The organism is Streptomyces sp. NBC_00859, from assembly GCF_045161865.1.
Lineage (GTDB): Bacteria > Actinomycetota > Actinomycetes > Streptomycetales > Streptomycetaceae > Streptomyces.
In genome coordinates this window covers 6901229-6919950 of record NZ_CP108826.1, presented here as the reverse complement: position 1 = coordinate 6919950, position 18722 = coordinate 6901229, and the positions used below count along the sequence as shown (strand labels likewise).

Annotated in this window: 12 protein-coding genes; 6 read left to right on the top strand and 6 right to left on the bottom strand. The window is 71.8% G+C overall.

Annotated features, from left to right (window positions below; genetic code table 11):
- Positions 1 to 108: 108 nt before the first annotated feature.
- From OG584_RS30490 to OG584_RS30480, 3 genes are all read right to left on the bottom strand, one after another.
- Positions 109 to 1026 carry a RimK family alpha-L-glutamate ligase gene (locus OG584_RS30490; RefSeq protein WP_405782656.1) on the bottom strand — a complete coding sequence of 306 codons (918 nt, stop codon included), beginning with the start codon at positions 1024 to 1026 and terminating at the stop codon, positions 109 to 111.
- Positions 1023 to 1931 carry a RimK family alpha-L-glutamate ligase gene (locus tag OG584_RS30485; RefSeq protein ID WP_405782654.1) on the bottom strand — a complete coding sequence of 303 codons (909 nt, stop codon included), beginning with the start codon at positions 1929 to 1931 and terminating at the stop codon, positions 1023 to 1025. Before OG584_RS30485 ends, OG584_RS30490 begins: the two co-directional genes overlap by 4 nt.
- Positions 1932 to 2886: 955 nt before the next feature.
- Positions 2887 to 4038 carry a hypothetical protein gene (locus tag OG584_RS30480; RefSeq protein WP_405782652.1) on the bottom strand — a complete coding sequence of 384 codons (1152 nt, stop codon included), beginning with the start codon at positions 4036 to 4038 and terminating at the stop codon, positions 2887 to 2889.
- Between the two features lie 662 nt (positions 4039 to 4700).
- On the opposite strand from OG584_RS30480, the gene OG584_RS30475 reads away from it, so the two are divergent.
- Positions 4701 to 5264 (top strand): dihydrofolate reductase family protein, encoded by a 564-nt coding sequence (locus tag OG584_RS30475; RefSeq protein WP_405782650.1) that lies wholly within the window; start codon positions 4701 to 4703, stop codon positions 5262 to 5264.
- Positions 5265 to 5475: 211 nt separating this feature from the next.
- Here OG584_RS30475 and OG584_RS30470 read toward each other — a convergent pair whose 3' ends face one another.
- The 3 genes from OG584_RS30470 to OG584_RS30460 form a co-directional block, all read right to left on the bottom strand.
- On the bottom strand, positions 5476 to 6717 hold the full coding sequence (locus OG584_RS30470; protein WP_405782648.1) for an ATP-grasp domain-containing protein: 1242 nt from the start codon (positions 6715 to 6717) through the stop codon (positions 5476 to 5478).
- 85 nt (positions 6718 to 6802) lie between these two features.
- On the bottom strand, positions 6803 to 8038 hold the full coding sequence (locus OG584_RS30465; RefSeq protein WP_405782646.1) for an MDR family MFS transporter: 1236 nt from the start codon (positions 8036 to 8038) through the stop codon (positions 6803 to 6805).
- Positions 8039 to 8178: 140 nt separating this feature from the next.
- Positions 8179 to 9915, bottom strand: a complete 1737-nt coding sequence (locus OG584_RS30460; protein WP_405782644.1) for an AMP-binding protein — start codon at positions 9913 to 9915, stop codon at positions 8179 to 8181.
- A 474-nt stretch (positions 9916 to 10389) separates the two neighbouring features.
- Here OG584_RS30460 and OG584_RS30455 point away from each other — a divergent pair, with 474 nt between their 5' ends.
- From OG584_RS30455 to OG584_RS30435, 5 genes are all read left to right on the top strand, one after another.
- A complete protein-coding gene (locus OG584_RS30455; protein WP_405782642.1) occupies positions 10390 to 11655 on the top strand; it encodes a condensation domain-containing protein in 1266 nt (421 codons plus the stop codon).
- Positions 11656 to 11827: 172 nt separating this feature from the next.
- Complete coding sequence (locus tag OG584_RS30450; protein ID WP_405782640.1) at positions 11828 to 14272, top strand: ATP-grasp domain-containing protein; 2445 nt, start codon at positions 11828 to 11830, stop codon at positions 14270 to 14272.
- Positions 14273 to 14302: 30 nt separating this feature from the next.
- The gene (locus OG584_RS30445; protein ID WP_405782638.1) at positions 14303 to 15982 is read left to right on the top strand and encodes a carbamoyltransferase C-terminal domain-containing protein; all 1680 of its coding nucleotides are present in this window, start codon (positions 14303 to 14305) and stop codon (positions 15980 to 15982) included.
- Positions 15982 to 17355: a KamA family radical SAM protein gene (locus OG584_RS30440; RefSeq protein WP_405782636.1), complete on the top strand. Its 1374-nt coding sequence runs from the start codon at positions 15982 to 15984 to the stop codon at positions 17353 to 17355. Before OG584_RS30445 ends, OG584_RS30440 begins: the two co-directional genes overlap by 1 nt.
- The gene (locus OG584_RS30435) at positions 17352 to 18635 is read left to right on the top strand and encodes a pyridoxal phosphate-dependent aminotransferase (protein WP_405782634.1); all 1284 of its coding nucleotides are present in this window, start codon (positions 17352 to 17354) and stop codon (positions 18633 to 18635) included. Before OG584_RS30440 ends, OG584_RS30435 begins: the two co-directional genes overlap by 4 nt.
- Positions 18636 to 18722: the final 87 nt, after the last annotated feature.

The following is an 18722-nucleotide window of genomic DNA, read 5'->3' as shown; positions in this document are numbered from 1 at the left end:
TCGCGCTCCCGAGGCGGTCGCGCCGTGGCAGAAGAGGCCATCCTCCACAGGGCGGCCATGCTGTGGCCGGCCGTCGTCGAGAGCCGTACGGCGCGGTCCCCGGAGGCGTCAGCCGTGCACGGACGGCAAGCCGTCGCCCAACTGCTGCTGCGGAGCCGTCGACTCGACGGATTCCGCGTGCTCCGGGTGGCGCAGGCCCCCTTCGGCACTCTCCACCGTCCGGTTCAGCAACGCCTTCCGCGCCAGCGCTGCGAGTGCGCCGGGCGCTCCGTCCGCGCCGCGCATGCCGGGAAAGGCGTTGACGTCCACGATCAGCGGAGACCCGTCGGCCGTCTCGATCACGTCCACGCCGTACACCTCGAGTCCGAACACGGCGCCGACACCGCGGGCCAGCTCCCGCCACTCGTGGAGTACACCGGCCCCGATGCGGGGACCTGTCCCCGTCGTGCCGGGGCTGGCCAGTTCAGAACGGCGCAGACCGGCGAACACCTGATCCCCGACCACCCACAGCTTCTGATCCCACCCGCTGTTCTCGGCGAAGTCCTGAACCACGATGGGCTCGTGCGGCCACGTACGGGAGAGTTCGCGGAGCGCCTCCACGTCCTGCACACGGGAGACGAGGTCGCCGCGGCGGCTGTGCAGGCTCTTGATCACCAGAGGGCGAACGAAGGCCTGTTCTTCGAGGAGATGCCCGGGACTCTCCATCGTCCGGGTGGCCGCAAAGGGCAGCCCGGCCTGCCGGGCCAGCCGAGCCATCTCCCGGCGGTCCTGACACCGGGCGGTCGCCGTCACGGAGTTCAGCACCACGGCCCCTGACTCCTGGTACGAACGCGCCAGCCGCAGCGCTGCCGGAGTTCGCGCCTTCAGCAAGCAGACATCCACCCGCTCGGGTGGAGGCGAGGACGCCGACGGGGCACCGGCTGTCCCCAGGTCGACGACGTCCACGTGGTGTTCGGGCCGCAGCAAGGCTGCCGTAGCGGTGACCAGCGGGTGATCGGCCCCGTGCGTGAGGAATGAGATCCTCATCGTGCCTCGCTCTCCGCCGCCGTCACCAGCTGCGCCGGAACATGCACGCGTTCACGCTGGAGCGCCGGCACCGGCGCGTCCGGCAGGGCGACGTCGTCCCGGGCAGCGAGGCGCAGCACGGCGCGTGCCACCCGGGCGGGGGCGTCCGGTACACAGCGGAAGCTGGGGAAGTCGTTGACATCGACGATCACCGGGCCGTCCGTACCGACCACTACGTCCACGCCGTACAGGTCGAGCCCGAACGCCCTTCCCACCTCGACTGCCAGCTGCGCGACCTCGGACGACAGGGGTACGGGACGTTCGTGATGTGGCCGCCCCGGATGAAGCGGTGACGATCGTTCCGTCGCGAATATCTCTCCGCCGATGCAGTACACCTTCAGATCGATCCCCGAATTGGGCACATAGGGCTGGGCGATCAGCACGCCCTCACCTGCCAGCTCCTTCCGCACCTGGGCCAGCCGGCCGGGCGAGCGCACGAGGCGGACTCCCCGGCCCGAGCTCCCGTCGGCGGGCTTGACGACCAGGGGGTAGTCGGTTTCCGGCACTTGCGCCAAAACCTCGGGGCCCGGCGCCGCGTATGTACGGGGCACCGGCAGCCCGCGGCTCTGCGCGACAACGGAGGCCAGGACCTTGTCCCGTACTCCTCGTATCGACCGTGCGTCGTTGACGGTTGTCAGCCCGACCACAGCCGCGGCCTCCAGGAGTGAGAGTCCCGGTCCTCCGGACACCGTCTTGAGAACCCAGGCGTCGTGGCTGCCCGCCTGGACCGCTCCGGACAGTCCGAGCAGCGACGTACCCGGCCGAAGGACATCGACGTGGTGCCCCCAGGAGGTGAGTTGCCCGATCACCTCATTGGGCATGCCGTCGTTCCGGTACCGCTCCTCAACCAGGAAGCAGAGTCTCATCGTCCTTCTCTCCGTAGTCCCGACGAGCCCTGGTCGGTGTCCCGGCCCGCCGCGGTGACGCACCACGGCGCCTCCGGCGGCACCCTCCGGCCTTCGGGGCTCTTCCCCGAAGCGGCAGCAGCTCAAGAGGGGGAGCCTGCCATGTCGCCCTGCCCGCCCGCTTTTCGGGGGCGGGCGACCGGTCGCCCCCGGCGTCCAGGGAACAGTCGGGTGACCGCCGACGGGTGTTGGTCCGTGCGAGCGGTGCCTGCCCGTGCGGCACCGCCGGTGCGCACCGGCACCGGAGACCGGTGTGTCGTGGCCGCCGGTGTCCGCAGCGCGCCTACGTCACCCAGTAGGAGCGGACGCAGTCCCGCAGTTCCCGCGCGTACAGCTCGGGCTCCTCGAACGGAGCGAAGTGCCCGCCGCTCGGGCTCCGCCTCGCGCACGACGTTCGCGGTGCGCTCCAGCCACGCCCGCGGCGGGCGGACGATGTCACCGGGGAAGAGCGAGAAGCCGGACGGGACTTCTACGCGGCGGGCGTGCTGTGCTGTGCTGCGGGGATTGCCGCGTTCGCGGGGCGCGGATACGAAGGAGTCCGGCGAGCGCCTCCTCCTGCGCCAGTCAGTCGAACCCGTCCCGCCCGGTAGGCGACGAGGTCACGGAGGCGGGCGAGGCCGGTCCCGAGTGACCATCCGGCGTCCTCGGGAGCGTCCGGCCAGCGTGTCGCGCGCGGCCGCGCTCGGAGGTCCTGGAACTCAGTGTGGGCCGCCCGGCGGGCGAACTGCGCGGGGTGGGGCAGGACATCCGGCATGAGGCACATGCCAAGAGGCCCGGCCCGCAGGTGCGGGATCAGGTGGACACGGGGGCTCCCGGCTGCCGGTCCCTGGACCGCAGTGGGGTCGCGCGGAGAAAGGCGGGGGCCACACGAAGAGGGGCCGGGTTCTGCTGCTGCCCGGCGCGAACGCGCGTGTCCCTACTTGTTCGGGCCCCGGAAGCGGCCGAACGCCTTGGTGAGGGCGCTCAGCGCTGAGCCGTCCTCCTTGGCCGGGCCCAGTGCGGGCGAGCCGGGCACACCGTCGTCACCGGTCGCCTCGGCCAGGGCGGCGTGCGCGGTCTCGGCCGCCTCCCGGTAGAGGTCACGGGAGTTCGTCATCGCGTCGAGCGCGTTGGCGTACTCGGTGACCATGGCCTGGGCGTGGACCAGCTCCTCGTCCGGGGTGAGCAGGTGCCATCCCTTGCGCAGCCGGGTCAGGGCCGGCTCGGCATCGGCGGGCAGAGGGCGCGGCAGCGCGGCGAAGTCCTTGATCCTTTCGAGGAGTTCGGTCGGTGCCGACCCGTCCAGGAAGACATTGCGCACCGTGAAGCGCTCCGCGTCGTAAGCGGGGCTCTGCCCCGCCATCGGCAGGACGACGGCGCCACCGCGCGGCATCCGCACGCTCAGCTCCCGCTTCATCGCGAAGTCGGCGATCTGTGCCTGGTCGGGCGTGCCCCGGTGCTCGACCACCCGGTGCCGCAGGCTCGGCGGAAGGAAATCCGAGACCGGCTGCTGGCCCCGCGCGTCGGGAGTCATCGCCTCGTGCACCACGACGTGGATGTACCAGCTCTGCCGGGTGCAGTCCCGCAGGAGGCGGCGCAGCTCGTCGTCGTCCTTCGGCAGGTGGTTCGTCGTCCGCAGGCGCACGCCCGGCACCGTGTCGTGGTCCCAGGCGACCCGGTCGCTGTCGGGCCAGAACATCGTGGCGGGCGACGGCCAGTGCTCCGCCCATGCCCGCTCGGCCTCGGCGGCGAGGACCCAGGCGACGCCTTCGCCGTCCTTGCGGCGGCCCTCGGGGTCGTACGTGGTCAGCTGCGCGCGCACCGTGACGTCGTCGGCCACGCGCCAGCGGGCCTCGAAGAGGCGGCGGGCCGACGGGCCCGGGTCGGCGGACTCGTCCCGCGGATGCAGGGCGGTCGAGCGGGCCGCCTCGACGGGGTCGAGGTCCAGGAATCCGTCGAGCACCCCGGCCGCCTTCAGGGCGATCAGGTTGCGGCGGACGTCCTGCTCGGGCTCGGGCCCGAGGTGACGCCCCTGCCCCAGCCACACGGTGTCGGGGACGGTGGTCGAGGAGATGCTCTTTTTGGCCATGGAGTCGTTCTGTAGAGGACGGGGGCCCGACCAGTATGGTCCGTGGACCCATCGATGGAAGCGGTACCCGCTCACGGCTTCGCCATGCCTGTCGGCAGTGCGTGGAGCTCGCGGGGCCCGCTCTCCCGGTCCGGGGCAGGATGCCGTGTGATGACCGGTTGGAGAGACAATTAAATGTCAGAGATATACCACTCGGACCGGTTCTTCAAAGTGCGGCAGTACACGGTGAGCCTTCGAGGGCTTCTTCTCCGCGGCAGCCGGGACGGACCGCCGAACACCCGCATCGGTGTTCACTTCCCCGGTGGCGGCCTCATGCTCGTCCGCCATTACTGCGAAGGTCCGGCAATTCGCGTCGCGAGCGACGAGGAACGCGCGAGGTTGACGGTCCCACATTCGGTGGAAATAAAGCCGGCCGACGCTTCACGCTGGGTGACGGCCTGTCGGGCTCCGTTGTCCCGGCACTCCCGCAACGGCGTGGGGGACGGGTGAGAGATGAGGGGCCCCTCATTGGTTCGGCCGAATGACGGCGACTTCGTCACCTGTCCGCCGGCGACCGAACGGTCTTTTGAGGTGACCCGGTCCGAAGGGATCTTGCGAGCCGCGATGAATTCTGCGGCGTCCGGCGGTCATACTGCCGGACCCGTCACCGAGGAGGACGTCTGATGCGCAGCGTGACCTATTCGATGAGCATCTCGCTCGACGGCTATATCGTCGGGCCGGACGGCGGATTCGACTGGACGGCACCCGACGAGGAGGTCCTTCGCCTCGCCACCGACGAGGTGCGGGAGGTCGGTGCCCACCTGTTGGGACGACGGCTGTACGAGACAATGCTGTACTGGGAGACCGCCGACCAGGACCCATCGCTCGGCGGCTCGATGCTCGAGTTCGCCGCGATCTGGAAGCCGCTCCCCAAGGTGGTGTTCTCCACCACGCTGCCGGCGGTGCAGGGCAATGCCCGCCTGGCCTCCGGCGGCCTCGCGGAGGAGATCGAGCGGTTGCGGGCCGCGCCGGAGGAGAGCGACATCGCGATCGGCGGCGCCACTCTCGCCGCCGAGGCCGCCTCGTTGGATCTCATCGACGAGTACCGGGCCAGGGTCTACCCGGTGCTGGTCGGCGGTGGCACTCCGTTCTTTCCCCAGCGTGAGCGCCGGGTGGATCTCGAACTCGTCGAGTCCCGTGCCCTGGGCTCACGAGTCGTCCACTTCCGCTACCGGGTGGCGCGCTGAGGGCTGCCCGCCGAGCAATCGCCCGGCGACGATGCGGAAGGGCCGCATGCGGCCGGGGACGCACGTGGATCCCCCGGTACGACAGGTCTCACCACAAGCTCGGACCGGGCGACCACCAGAGCTTCACGTCGGTCGCCCATGACGCCCGCTCGATGTCCGGCGCCGGGTCGTGGCGGCCCCGGGCCGGAACCGGGCTCATGGCCGCGGCCGCTCACCACTGCGTGGCCATCTCCACCGTGATCGACTCCATGACCTCGGCAGCGGCCCTGTTGACCTCCTGGGCGCTGGCTCCACGCAGCATGACCTGACCGATCCGGCCCATGTTGTCGTGCGGGGCGCCCACTTCGTCGCCGGGCATCTTCGACATGGCGGTCGCGATCACGTGGTCCCCGCAGGGCAGCGCGCTGGTCCAGCGCAGGACTCCTGCCTCCGGCGCGGTGATGAAGCGGATGGCGGCGGCCGCGTCGCGCCGTGGCGCGATGTCCGGTCGCCGGCCCAGTGCCGTCTGCAGGAAGGCGCGCGCCTCGTCGATACCGAGCGCCTCCCTGACGAGCCGCATGATGTGGTCGCCCGGCGGACGTGCGCCCACCTCGATGACCTTCGGGACGCCCTGGGCGCTGAGCTTCACCTCGGTGTGCGCGACACCGTTGCGCAGCCCCAGCGCCCTGATGGCCGCCGTGGCCGCCGCATACAGCGCCGTGCCGGCGGCCGGAGTGGTCTCCGCCGGCACGGTGTGGCCCAGCTCGGCGCGGCTCGTTCCCGCGGTGGTGAACTTTTCGGTGATCGCCAGATGGTGGATCTCGCCACCGGAGATGACGGACTCGATGCTGAACTCGTCGCCGTCCACGTGCTCCTGAGCGAGCACTGTGATGTCGAGAGCCAGACCGTGCGAGGTCTTGTGGGTCTGCGACTGGGCCAGCCGGGCCGCTCCGCGCAGTTCCGCCGCCGAGTCCACGACCGAGACACCGATGGACGCGGCGTTCTCGGCGGGTTTGACGACAACGGGGTAGTCCAGGCCGCTCTGCGCCATACGCCGGACCAGTTCGTCCGGTCCCGCGGCCACCACGGTGCGTGGGGCGGGGACCTCGTGGGCGGCGAACGCCTCAGCCATGAGCCGCTTGTTACGGCAGGCATCGGCGAGTTCCGGTCGGTGGCCGGGGAGCCCGAGCCGGTCCGCGAGGCGGGTGGCCAGGGGTGAGAGGAATTCCCAGCAGGCGACGACGCCGTCGATCCGCGTCTCCCGGCAGAAGCGGGTCAGGTCGTCGAGGGCGGTACGCGGATCGGAGAAGTCGGTGAAGACCGTGCCGCTGATCTTCGCCTTCAACTCGGGCCGGTAGCCCCGGTATACGTCCTCATGGGTGGCCACATGGGCCTCGACGCCGAGCTCCGCCGCCGCGGTCAGTACGTCCTCGCCCGCGGATACGTCGGCCTCGATCAGCAGGACTTTCTGCACGGTGGGGTTCCCTTCGGTGAGGTGGAGCGTCGACGGCCCGGTGCGGGCGGCTGCGCGACCGGTGGTGCGGGTCCGGGCGGGCGGCTCAGTGCGCTGCTCTGCGGCGCAGGGCCGGAGCCAGCGAGAGCTGGCCCAGTGTCGCGGTGAGGCACAGGCAGGCGCAGGTCAGCCAGAGTGTCGTGGTGCCGACGAGCAGCAGGCGGGTGCCGGCGACGGGTGCCAGCAGGAAACCCGTCCCCCAGGCCATGCCGATCATCCCGTTGTAACGCCCCCGGAGATGGGGCGGCGCCAGGTCGGCGACGACGGTCGATGTCATCGCGAAGACCAGGATCTCGCCCAGGGTCCATACGGCGATGGCCAGGCCGTACACGACGGTCGTCGAGGCGAACGCCATCACGGTCGTGCCGAAGGCGGCCACGGCGAAGCCGGTGGCGAGCACCCGGCTCTTGTCGAAGGCCCCCAGCCGGTGGCCGATCAGCGGTTGCGCGGCGATGACCACCACCCCGTTGACCGCCATGACAGCTCCGTACGCGGCGCTGGACAGCCCAGCACCCCGCATCGCCAGGGGCAGTGTGGCGAAGGCCTGCTGGAAGACGGTCGCGTAGACGACGATGATGCCCGTGAAGGCCAGCATCGCGCGGTCCCGCACCGGGGTGAGGAAGCCACCGGCGCCGTGCTCGCCGCCGGGTGGCCGGGTTTCGGACACGGCCAGCCACACCAGTACCGCGAAGAACGAGCAGGCCCCGGCGTCCAGCCAGAAGATCAGCCGGTAGCCGTGGGACGCGAGGTAGCCACCCAGCACCATGGCCACCGAGAACCCGAGGTTGATCGCCCACAGCAGCAGGCCGAACGCGCGGGTCCTGTCGGCGGTGGGCACGGTGTCCGCGACGAGTGCCTGGGCGGCCGGGCGGAAGAGATCGATGGTGACGCCCAGTACGAAACAGGCCGGGACGAGCACGCCGAGGCCACGGGCATGTCCGAGCGTCAGAAGGGTCGCACCGTTCGCCAGCATGCCGCCGCTCAGGGCCACCCGGCGGCCGAAGCGGTCGGCGATGAATCCGCCGAGCGGCTGCGAGATGACCGATCCGACGCCGACCGTGGCGAGGATGAGCCCGGTGGTGCCGATGGAGACGCCGCGCACGCCCGTCAGATACAGGCTCAGAAACGGATTGACCATGGCGCCGAGCCGGTTGACCAGGGACCCGGACCACAGCACCCAGAACGCGCCCGGCAGCCCGCCCGCGCGGACCCGTACGAACGAGCGCAGGCGGCTCTCCGCGTGCGCGGCCGGGTGTGGTGCAGGCGTGTCGGTTCTGCTCAAGGCTCTCTCCTACGGGCCGCTGGAATACGGCCCTTCCGGTCGCTGCTGGGCCTGCCGGACTGCGGATGTACGGCACGGATTCAGGCAGGGGCGCCCCCGCCCGGTCGGCGCTCGGGCCTTCCGGGGCGGACCACGCGGGCTCAGCGGCCGCAGCCGCGCAGGACGGCCGGGCCGGGGGCCGCACCGGGGCCCGGAGGGACCGGCGTCTGTTGCCCACGGCTGTCGGACGCGGCACCTGGCGGCGTGCCCGGAGGGTCGGGTACGGCGTCGGCGCCGGCTGCCAGCGCCGCGCGGTCGACCTTGCCGTTCGCGGTCGTGGGCAGCGTATCCACCAACTGGACCTCCTGCGGGACCATGTACGGGGGCAGGGTCCGGGCGCAGAAGTCCCGCAGGCCGCCGTCCGCCGAACCCCCGTCGCTGTCCGAGCCGTGCATCGCGGAGCCGTCCACGGCGCCGGTCAGTACGGCGAACGCCGTCAGCCGCGTCCCGCCGCCGGGTCCGGGAAGGGCCATCGCGGCGGCGGCGGAGACGCCCGGGTGGGAGAGCAGCTGCTGCTCCACCTCGCCCAGTTCGACCCTGTTGCCGTTGATCTGCACCTGGGAGTCGGTCCGGCCGCAGAAGTAGAACTCACCGTTCTCGCCCCGTACTCCGAGGTCGCCGGTGCGCAGGACCTGCTGACCCGACTGCGGGGACAGCGGATCGGGCACCAGCGCCGACCGGGTGGCCACGGGGTCGTCCCAGTAACCCGTGAAGAGCGCGGGGCTGCGCAGATGGAGTTCACCGGGCATCCCGGGTTCCTCGACGATCCGCCCCAAGTCGTCGACGAGGAACAGTTCGGCGCCGGGGTGGGCGATGCCGATGGAGAGGCGCTCCGCGGTGGCGGGGAGCGGCTTCGGGACCAGCTCGAACGAGCAGGCCATGGACTCGGTGGCGCCGTAGCAGTTGGTGAACTGTGCCTGCTCCAGCAGCTCCTGGAGCAGGCGCAGCTCTGCCGGCGGGAACACCTCGCCGCAGAACAGGACACGGCGCAGCCCCTGGAGCGCGGCGAGCCGCTCCGGTTCGAACCTCAGCGACTGCCGCCAGATCGAAGGTACGCCGTTGACCTGGGTCGCCGCGGTCTCGCGGAGCACCCGCAGAAAGTGCCTCGGCCAGCGCACCAGTCGCGGCGCGACAGGGACAACGGCAGCGCCGCTGCCCAGCGCCAGACCGATGTTGAGCAGGGAGAAGTCGAACTGCAGGGGTGAGGTGCTGGCGATCCGGTCGTCGGGGCCGGCGAGGCGACAGGCCAGCATGCCCCGGTAGAACGCGACGACGGCGCGGTGGCTCATCACCACGCCCTTGGGCCGCCCCGTGGTTCCGGACGTGAAGATGATGTAGGCGGGGTCGGTGACACAGGCGGTCCGCCGACAGGGAGGGCGTCGCGCCGGCGCGCGTTCCATGTGCAGCCCCTCCGGTCCGAACCTGGCCGTTCCGACGTCTTGGGGGATGTCGTCACGCGCACCGTCCACCGCCTGGAGGTGGAGGGCGGGCCGGGCGGCTCCGACGATGGCCAGCAGCCGCAGGCCGGGCGTCTCGGGGCTCACCGGGATGAAGGTGAGTCCCGCCCTTGAGCAGGCGAGGAGCATCGCGATGGACAGCGCGGTCGTCTCCGCCTCCAGGATCACCCGGGCGCCGGTCTCGATGCCGAGCCCCTCCAGCGCCGTGGCGTAGGCGTGAACCAGGGAGTCGAGTTCGCGGTAGGTGGTGACCGCGGTGTGCCCGGCCCGGACGGACTCGACGACGGCCGGCCGGTCCGGGGTGTGCCGTACCGCGCCGAGCAGGAAGTCGTGCAGGAACTCCCCGGCGGAACCGGCCTGGAGGTGCGGCTGTTGCGTCACGTTGATGAGACCCCTCGTCGGGTGCGGTAACGATGGCCCGGGGGCGGACCCGGCGCGTCCGGGGCGCCCGTGACCACCGGCAGATGCCGGGGCCGGAGCCGAGCCGGGCTCCGACCGGCCGGGCAGTTGCCGTCGAGCTCTTCTCGTATCTGTCCGTGAATTCCGGATGGCGGAAATTGACTTCCGAAGGTGAAGTCAGACTCTCACGCAGCTACCGGAGATGGCATGTGATGTGGATCACTCGCACTGCCGTCGTGATTGCGCCCCGCGCGCCGGTCGAATCCGCCGGTCATATTTCGCGAGCACCCAATTCCCGCGCCATCGGGCCCAGTTACCGGTCCACGGGCGGCACCGGAAGCGGCATCGCAAGCCCGGCCGACCTGGACAGGCTTCAACATTCTGTGGCAGCGTCAGTGGCGCATGGAAGTCATATTCCATGATGCGGAATTAAGGATCATCTTGAGGGAGGGGTGCGTGTCTGTGGCGGTACCGCTTTCACTTGGTCAGCTCTCGGTCTGGCAGGACATCCGGGATCTGCCGCCCACCCGGTGGCACGAGGCGAACAACGCCGCGCTCTGGGCACTCCCCCACGGCGTCGGCACCGCCGAGGTGCGCACGGCGGTACGCGCCGTCGTCGCCCGCCATCCGTCACTGCGGACGCGCTACGACATTCACGACCCCGGCTCCCCCGGCCAGTTGGCTCCGGACACGGAATTCTCCGACGCGCTGCCGGTCGCCGACGCGGACGACCGGCCGCCCGCCGGCCTCGTCGCGGGCCCGGCCGCCGAACCCTTCCGTCTCGGCAGTGAACACGGCTGGCGGGCCACCCTGCTGACCCGCGCGGGGGCCCCCTCGCACCTGCTGTTCGTCAAACACCACATCGCCGCCGACGCCTGGGCGCAGGAGGTGCTGCGGCAGGAGTTCACCCGGGCGCTCACCGACCCGTCGGGGCTCGGGCCCACCGTCGCGCCCGGCCCCGCCGAACTGGCCGCCGTACAGCACGCCCCCGCCGGCCTGCGGCGGCAGTCCGCCGCCCTCGGCCACTGGGAACGGCTCCTCGACCGGGCGCCTTCCGCCGCGCTGCCGGCCCCGGCCGGCGGGACGGGGAGCGTCCTTCAGGCCACTCTGCGCTCCGGGCCCGCGGTCACGGCCGCCCGCACGGTCGCTGCCGCGGCGGGCGTGTCGGTACCGAGTGTCGTACTCGCGGCCTACGCCCGCAGCGTGGCCCGGATCTGCGGCACCGACACCCTTCTGGTACAGCTGATGAGCGCCAACCGCTTCACCGCCCGCTGGCAGAACGTGGTCACGTCGATGAACCAGTGGGTCCCCGCGCTCATCGAGGGCGCCCTGCGGAACGACCTGCGCGCGCTGGCGGCAGCCGCGCACTGGAGCAGTCTCGGCGCGTTCCGGCACGGGGCACACGACGTCACCGCCGTCGCCGCGCTGCGCGCCCGCAGGCCGGACGCACCCGAACCTGTCTGCGCGTTCAACTACGTGGCGGTGCCGGGGCAGTCGGATCAGCCCTCTCCCGAAGCGGGCGAACACGCGCCCGTCATCGAGACCGCCATCACCTGGGAGGAGCCCTTCACCACCATCGGCCCGCGCTGTTACGCCCGCGCCGTGGAGAGCCCGCACGAGATGTCCGTGCGGCTCACCGCCAAGGACGTCAGCCGCGAGCAGTGCACCGCACTGCTCCGGGACATGCACGACGCACTCCTGTCCACCGCCGGAGAGTGCTGACCGGGCGCCGGGGAACCCACCCGAAGCCGATTCCGCCGGAGGCGGCCCTCCCGGAGCGCACCGCCGCGGTCCGCCCCACCGCCGCGGCGGCTCCCCGGCCCCGTATCCGAGTCCGTACGCGATTTTCACCCTGCTCCCGCCCGTGCTCGTTCCCGCCCCCGGAGGCATCTCAGTGCCCGAACACGTGATGGTCATCCACCGCTGGACCGACCGGTATGCCGACTACGCCGCGTACCTGGACCACAGCGTCCACCGCGTCAGCTATGTCACCACCGGCACCGCTTCCCGTCACCTGCCGTACGAACAGGCCGCGGGCGTACGGCTCGTGGACAGCACGGAGAACGTCAAGCAGGTCCGTGACGCGATCGGCTCGCTGGCCGATGAGATCGGACCGCCGACCCGGATCGTGGCGCTCCAGGAGACCGATCTCGACCTTGCAGCCGACCTCCGGGACGAGTTCGGGCTGCCGGGACAGCGCAGCGCGGATCTGGAACCGCTGCGCGACAAGCTGCTGATGGCCCAGCGGCTCACAGCAGCCGGCGTCGCCGTTCCCGCGACCGCCGACGCACCGGATCACAGCGCCGTCGGGGCCTTCGCGGCCCGGCACGGCTGGCCCGTGCTGGTCAAACCGCGTCGGGGCACGGCCAGTGCGGGCATCCGGCGCCTCGACTCCCCCGACGCGCTCCGTGCATACGAGTTCCCGCGCGACACCGAGATGCTCGTACAGCCGTGGCTGCCCGATCAAGTGCTGCACGTCGACGGCGTCTTCACGGGTGACGGCCTCGGCGCCTGGCGGGCCTCGCGCTATCTGAGCACCTGCCTGGAGTTCACCGCGGGCGCCGCCCTGGGCTCCGTCGAGATCGACGACCCCATGCTCCTCGCCCGGGTCGAGGAGGTCACGGCCGCCGCGGCCGGTGCACTCTTCGGGGGGCCCTCGGTCTTCCACCTGGAGCTCTTCGAGAGCGGGAGCGGCGCACTGACCGTCCTGGAGATCGGCGCGCGGCCGGGCGGCGCCGAAGTCCCCTTCATCTGGCGGGAGGTGCACGGCATCGATCTGATGGCGGTGGCCGTCGCCCAGCAGACCGGTCTGGGGGACTGCTCCCCGCCCCCCTTCGAAGCGCCCGCCCAGGTGGCGGGGTGGCTGCTCGTGCCGCCGTCGGTGCCGATGCCCTGCCGTGTGGTCTCCGCCACCGGCCACCGGGAATCGTCCGCGACCACTGGCCCGTACGCCGAAGTGAGCCCGTTCGCCGGGGCGTTGCTGAACGAGAGCGGCTACGAGAATTCCGGGATGCGGTTCCGGTTCCGCGGGCACGACAGCGCCGCCGTGACGGAGGCCGTCCGCCGCACCACCGGGGACGCGGAACTGGTGTGCACTCCTGTCGACGCCGATCGTCCGGGCCGGCTCACCGTCGTGGGCTGCGGCAATCCTCCCTACCGCGCCTACGCGCTCAGCGCGGTCGCCGCACGGGTCGGCACCGCCCTCGTCCAGAGCACCGAGGTCGACTGGCAACGGCCCTACGTCGACGACAGGTTCCGGGTGGCGGACACCACCGACGCCGCGGCGACCGCTCGGGCCGTGGCGGCGCTGCTCGACGGCCATCCCGGCCCCGGGGCCCTGCTGACCTGGGACGAGACCCTCCTGGAGACCACCGCCGAGGCCGCCAGGCTGCTGCGGCTGCCGCACATGAGCCCGGAGGCGGCACGCCGGTGCCGCGACAAACTCGCCACCCGGCGGCTGCTCGGCGCTGCCCAAGTCCCCTCGGCCGCCTACCGCCACGTACACAGCCACGCGGAAGCGGCGGAGGCGGCCCAGGCGATCGGCTGGCCGGTCGTGGTCAAACCGCGCGGCCTGGCCGGCAGTATCGGCGTCAGCCTCGTGGACGGTCCCGACCAGCTGGCCCGAGCGTTCGACGAGGCGCGCTCCTCCTCGTTCCCCGGCATCAGCGCCCTCGAAGGGGCCATCGTCGAGGAGTATCTGGAGGGCCCGGAAATCAGCGTGGACTGCGCTGTGTCCGACGGCGCGGTGCGTGTTGTGAACGTCGCGCACAAGCAGCTCGGATTCGCGCCGTACTTCGAGGAGACCGGCCACCGGGTCGCCCCCTGGCGCGACGAGCCGTGGGCCGACGAGGTGCGGTCCGTGGTGGCGCGGGCCCACACGGTCCTCGGAATCCGGACCGGCCTCACCCACACCGAGCTGCGCCTCACCAGGACCGGTCCGCGAGTGGTGGAGGTGAACGGCCGCCTCGGCGGCGACTTCATTCCGCTGCTCGGCACGCTCGCCACCGGCGTCGACCCGGTGACGGCCGCCGTGGACATCGCGCTCGGCCGCACCCCGGACCTCGACCCCACCCGCGACCGCTGCGCCGAGGTCCGCTTCGTCTACCCCGGACACGACGGCACCGTGCGCTCCCTGGACCTGACCGCCGCAGCGGCCGAACCCGGCATCGTCGAGGCGGTCCCGCTCGCCGCGCCCGGCACCGAACTGCTGCTGCCGCCGCGCGGCATCGTCCCGCGGCTCGCAGCCCTGATCGCCGTCGGCGACAGCCCGGCCGAGTGCGCCGCCGCCCTCGACCGCTCCCAGCGTGCCGTGCGGCACACCCTCACCCCCCTTCCGTGACCGACCACAGGCCCTTGAGGAGAGACGCGCATGACGTGGATTCTTGGAGTCAACGCACCTCCCGCCGGGTGGCACGACAGCGCCGCCTGCCTCATCGACGGGAACGGCGAGATCGTCGCCTTCTCCGAGGAGGAGCGCTGCAACCGGCGCCGGCACTCGCTCTACCGCAAACCCCTGGGTGCGGCCAGGTTCTGCCTGGAGCAGGCCGGAATCTCCGCCGCTGACATCGATGTGGTCGCGCTCGGCTGGGACAGCGAGCAGCTCTACCCGCGCCGGTTCGCGAGCGACGCGGAATTCCTGGAGTACGCCGTCGGCCTGGACTTCGGCGACCGCACCCCCGACGTCGTACGCGTCCCCCACCACCAGGCGCACGCCGCGTCGTCCTTCTACGCATCGCCCTTCTCCAAGGCCGGGGTCCTGGTCGTCGACGGACACGGCGAGAACGAGTCAACGACCATCTGGACGTACGAGGACGGCGCCGAACCGCGCCTGGAGCGGACCTGGCAGCGGACCGCCTCCCTGGGATACGCCTACGACGCCGCGTCCACCTGGCTCGGCTTCTCCTTCCTCAACGCCGGCAAGACCATGGGCCTGGCCGCGTACGGCCGCGCGGCGGGGCTGGATGTGGAATCCCTGGTCGAGATCGGGGCCGACGACTTCCGGCTGGCCGTCGAGCCACTGGCCGAGAGCGCGGGGCGAGCCACAGCGGACGAGGTCAGGGAGCAGTACGAGTCGACGGTCGCCCGGTGGCGGGAGCGCTACACGCGCATAGCCGGCGCGGACGCGCCGAGCGCCCCCGAGGAGGCACTCACCGACGACCCGGGCGCGGTCCTGGTCGCCTACACCGCGCAGCGGCTCATCGAGGAGACCGTCAGCCATCTCGCGTCGCTGACCCGGAAGGCGTCCGGGGTCGAGCAGCTCTGCATGAGCGGCGGCGTGGCGCTGAACTGCAGCACCAACGGCATGCTGCCCGGACCGCTGTACGTCCCGCCGGTGCCGCACGACGCGGGCGTCGCTCTCGGCGCCGCGTGGACCGTACGGCCGCCGAGGAATCGGACCGGGGCGCTCAGCCCCTATCTGGGTACCGGCATCCACGGCTACGACCACACCAACGGCCCCGGCGCGCCCGACACTTCGGGGTTGCTCCGCAGCGACCTCGACATCGACGAGCTGACCGCGCTGCTCCTCGGCGGCCGGGTCGGCGCCGTCGCCCAGGGCCGGGCCGAGGTGGGGCCGCGCGCACTGTGCCGCCGGTCGATCATCGCGGTGCCCGACACCGCCGCTGTGCACGCCCGTGTGAACTCCATCAAGAACCGCGAGCAGTGGCGCCCCTTCGCAGGCGTCACCCGGCCGGACTACGGCGCTCTGCTCTGGGAACAGCAGGAGCATCTGAGCCGCTACATGCTCGGTGCGGCCCGAGCCACCGAGCTGGGCCGGAGCGTCGCACCCGGTGTCGTGCACGTCGACGGCACCACCCGCCCGCAGGTGCTGCACGGCGACGAGGCACCGGCGGTGGGAGCGGCGCTCGACGCCCTGCGGCGGGAGGGCGCACCACCCGTGCTGCTCAACACCTCCTTCAACGGCAAGGGCGAACCCGTCGTCAACACCGCGAGCGACGCGTTGAAGGCCTTCCGCGCCATGGACCTCGACTTCCTGGTGCTGGGCGACGAGCTCTACCGCAAACCCAACCGGGCGGGAGGTACCGGCTGATGGCGGCCGGCCGGCAGGACACGGACAGGTTCCGGGCGTTCGGCCCGCGCCATATCGACGACATCGCGCGGCGGTTCGGGCTGCCCGAGCACATCACGGAGACCGTGCGCAGGGTCTCGCTCGTCCTGCCTTTCCGGGTCAACGAGTATGTGCTGACCCACCTGATCGACTGGGACCGCGTACCCGAAGACCCCATGTTCCAGCTGACGTTCCCGCAGAGCGGCATGCTGGCGCGGTCCGACGAGGACCAGCTCGCCAAGCTCTCCCGCGACCCGTCCGACAAGCTCCTGCTGCGCCAGGCCGTACGGGACATACGCGAGCGGCTCAACCCGCACCCGTCGGGGCAGCAGCAGCTCAACGTTCCCAGCCAGGAAGGCGTCCAGCTCCCCGGCCTCCAGCACAAGTACCGGGAGACGGTGCTCTACTTCCCCGGCCAGGGGCAGACCTGCCACGCCTACTGCACATACTGCTTCCGCTGGGCGCAGTTCATCGGTGACGCGGATCTGCGCTTCGCCGCTCCCGACCCGTCCGGGCTGATCGAGTACCTCGGCGGCCACCCCGAGGTCCACGACGTCCTGGTGACGGGCGGCGACCCGATGGTGATGTCGACCGAGCGGTTGCGCGGCCACATCGAACCCCTGCTGGGTGTCGAGTCGGTCCGCACGATCCGGATCGGCACCAAGTCCGTGGCCTACTGGCCGCAGCGGTTCGTCACGGATCCGGACGCCGACGACGTACTCCGTCTCTTCGAGTCCGTGGTGGCGTCCGGGCGGCAGCTCGCCGTGATGGCGCACTTCAGCCATCCGCGCGAGCTGGAGAGCGACCTCGCTCGCCGGGCGGTGGCCCGGATCAGGGCGACCGGCGCGGTCGTCTACTGCCAGGCCCCGCTGATCGGGCACGTCAATGACGACGCCCGCGTCTGGAGCGAGCTGTGGCGCGCGGAGCTGGCTGCCGGGGCGGTGCCGTACTACCTGTTCGTGGAGCGGGACACCGGACCGTACGACTACTTCAAGGTGCCGCTCGCCAGGGCGGTGGACATCTTCGCCGATGCGTACCGCACGCTCCCGGGACTCGCCCGCACGGTGCGCGGCCCGGTCATGTCGGCGACGCCCGGCAAGGTCGTGGTCGACGGGGTGGAGGAGACGGCCGAGGGCGCGTTCTTCCGGCTGCGGATGCTGCAGGCGCGCGATCCGGCACTGGTGGGCCGGCCGTTCCGGGCCCGCTACTCGCCGGACGCCGCCTGGCTCGACGAGCTCGAACCCGACCCCACGACCCCCGCAGACATCGCGGCAGCCCTGCGTGGCGGCGCCCCTGACGGGGCCGGCTCCGCCGCTGCCCCCGCGCATGCCCGGCCCGAGAGGAACAGCACATGACCGCCGTCGCGTTCGCACCGCCTTCCCCGAACCTGGCGCTGAACCAGCTGGTCGACCGGCGCAGAGCCCAGGGGGATGCGCTGATCCACCTCGCGTTCGGTGAGGCCAGGCTGCCGGTCATGCCCGAGCTGGCCGAACAGCTGGCGATCGGCGCAGCCCGCTCCGCATACGGCCCGGTGGCGGGTGCCGAGAGCGTACGCGGGGTCGTCGCCGGGTACTTCGGCCGCCGGGGCCTGCCGACCGATCCTGACCGGATCGTGGTCGGCCCTGGCAGCAAACCGCTGCTCATGGCCGTTCAACTCGCTGTCCCCGGCGATGTGCTGCTTCCGCAGCCCGCCTGGAACACCTACGCCCCGCAGGCCGCTTACGCGGGCAAGCAGGTCTTCGGGGTGCCGATACCCCAGGGGCACGGCGGTGTACCGGAGCCGGGTGCGCTGCGCGAGGCGGTCCGACGGGCCAGACAGGCGGGCGGCGACCCGCGGCTCCTCGTCCTGACCCTGCCGGACAACCCGACCGGGACCCTGGCCCCGCCATCGGCCGTCCGCGAGATCTGTGCCGTCGCTCGCGCCGAGGACCTGCTGATCGTCTCGGACGAGATCTACCGGGACATCGTCCACGACCCGTCGGCCACCCCCTTCCTCAGCCCGGCCGAAGTGGCCCCGGAGCGCACCGTCGTCACCACCGGGCTCTCCAAGACGCTGGGGATCGGCGGCTGGCGCATCGGCGCCGCACGGTTCCCGGCCGGTGACGCGGGTGACGTGCTGCGGCACGCCGTGGTCGCTGCGGCCAGCGAACTGTGGTCGACGCTCGCCGGTCCGATGCAGCAGGTCGCGGAGTACGCGTTCGCCGAGCCCCCGGCGATCGTCTCCAGAGTGCGGGCGAGCGCCCGGCTGCACGGTGCGGTGGCGCGGGCCGTGCACCGGATCGCGGTCGAAGCGGGGGCCGAGTGCCGCCCGCCCACCGCCGGGTTCTACGTCTATCCGGACTTCGGGCCGCTGCGCGGCCGGCTGGCCGCACACGGCATCACGGACTCGGCCTCTCTCGCGGGGCGGCTGCTCGAACAGTCCGGCATCGTCGTGCTGGGCGGCCATCTCCTCGGAGACCGCCCTGAGGCGCTGCGGTTCAAGGCGGCCACCAGCCTGCTGTACGGCGACGAGCGCCAGCAGGAGGAAGCGCTTCTCGCCGCGGACCCGGTGCGTCTCCCGCACATCGCGGGCGCGCTGTCGGCCATCGCCGAAGGTTTCGCCCGGCTCACCCGGCCGGGGTCAGGCGGGCGGTGACCGGCGATCGCGCCGCACCTGACGCCGGGCCGGACCACCGACCGGGCCGGGCCAGGAAGCACTTGAGCCAGGAACCACGATCCGAAG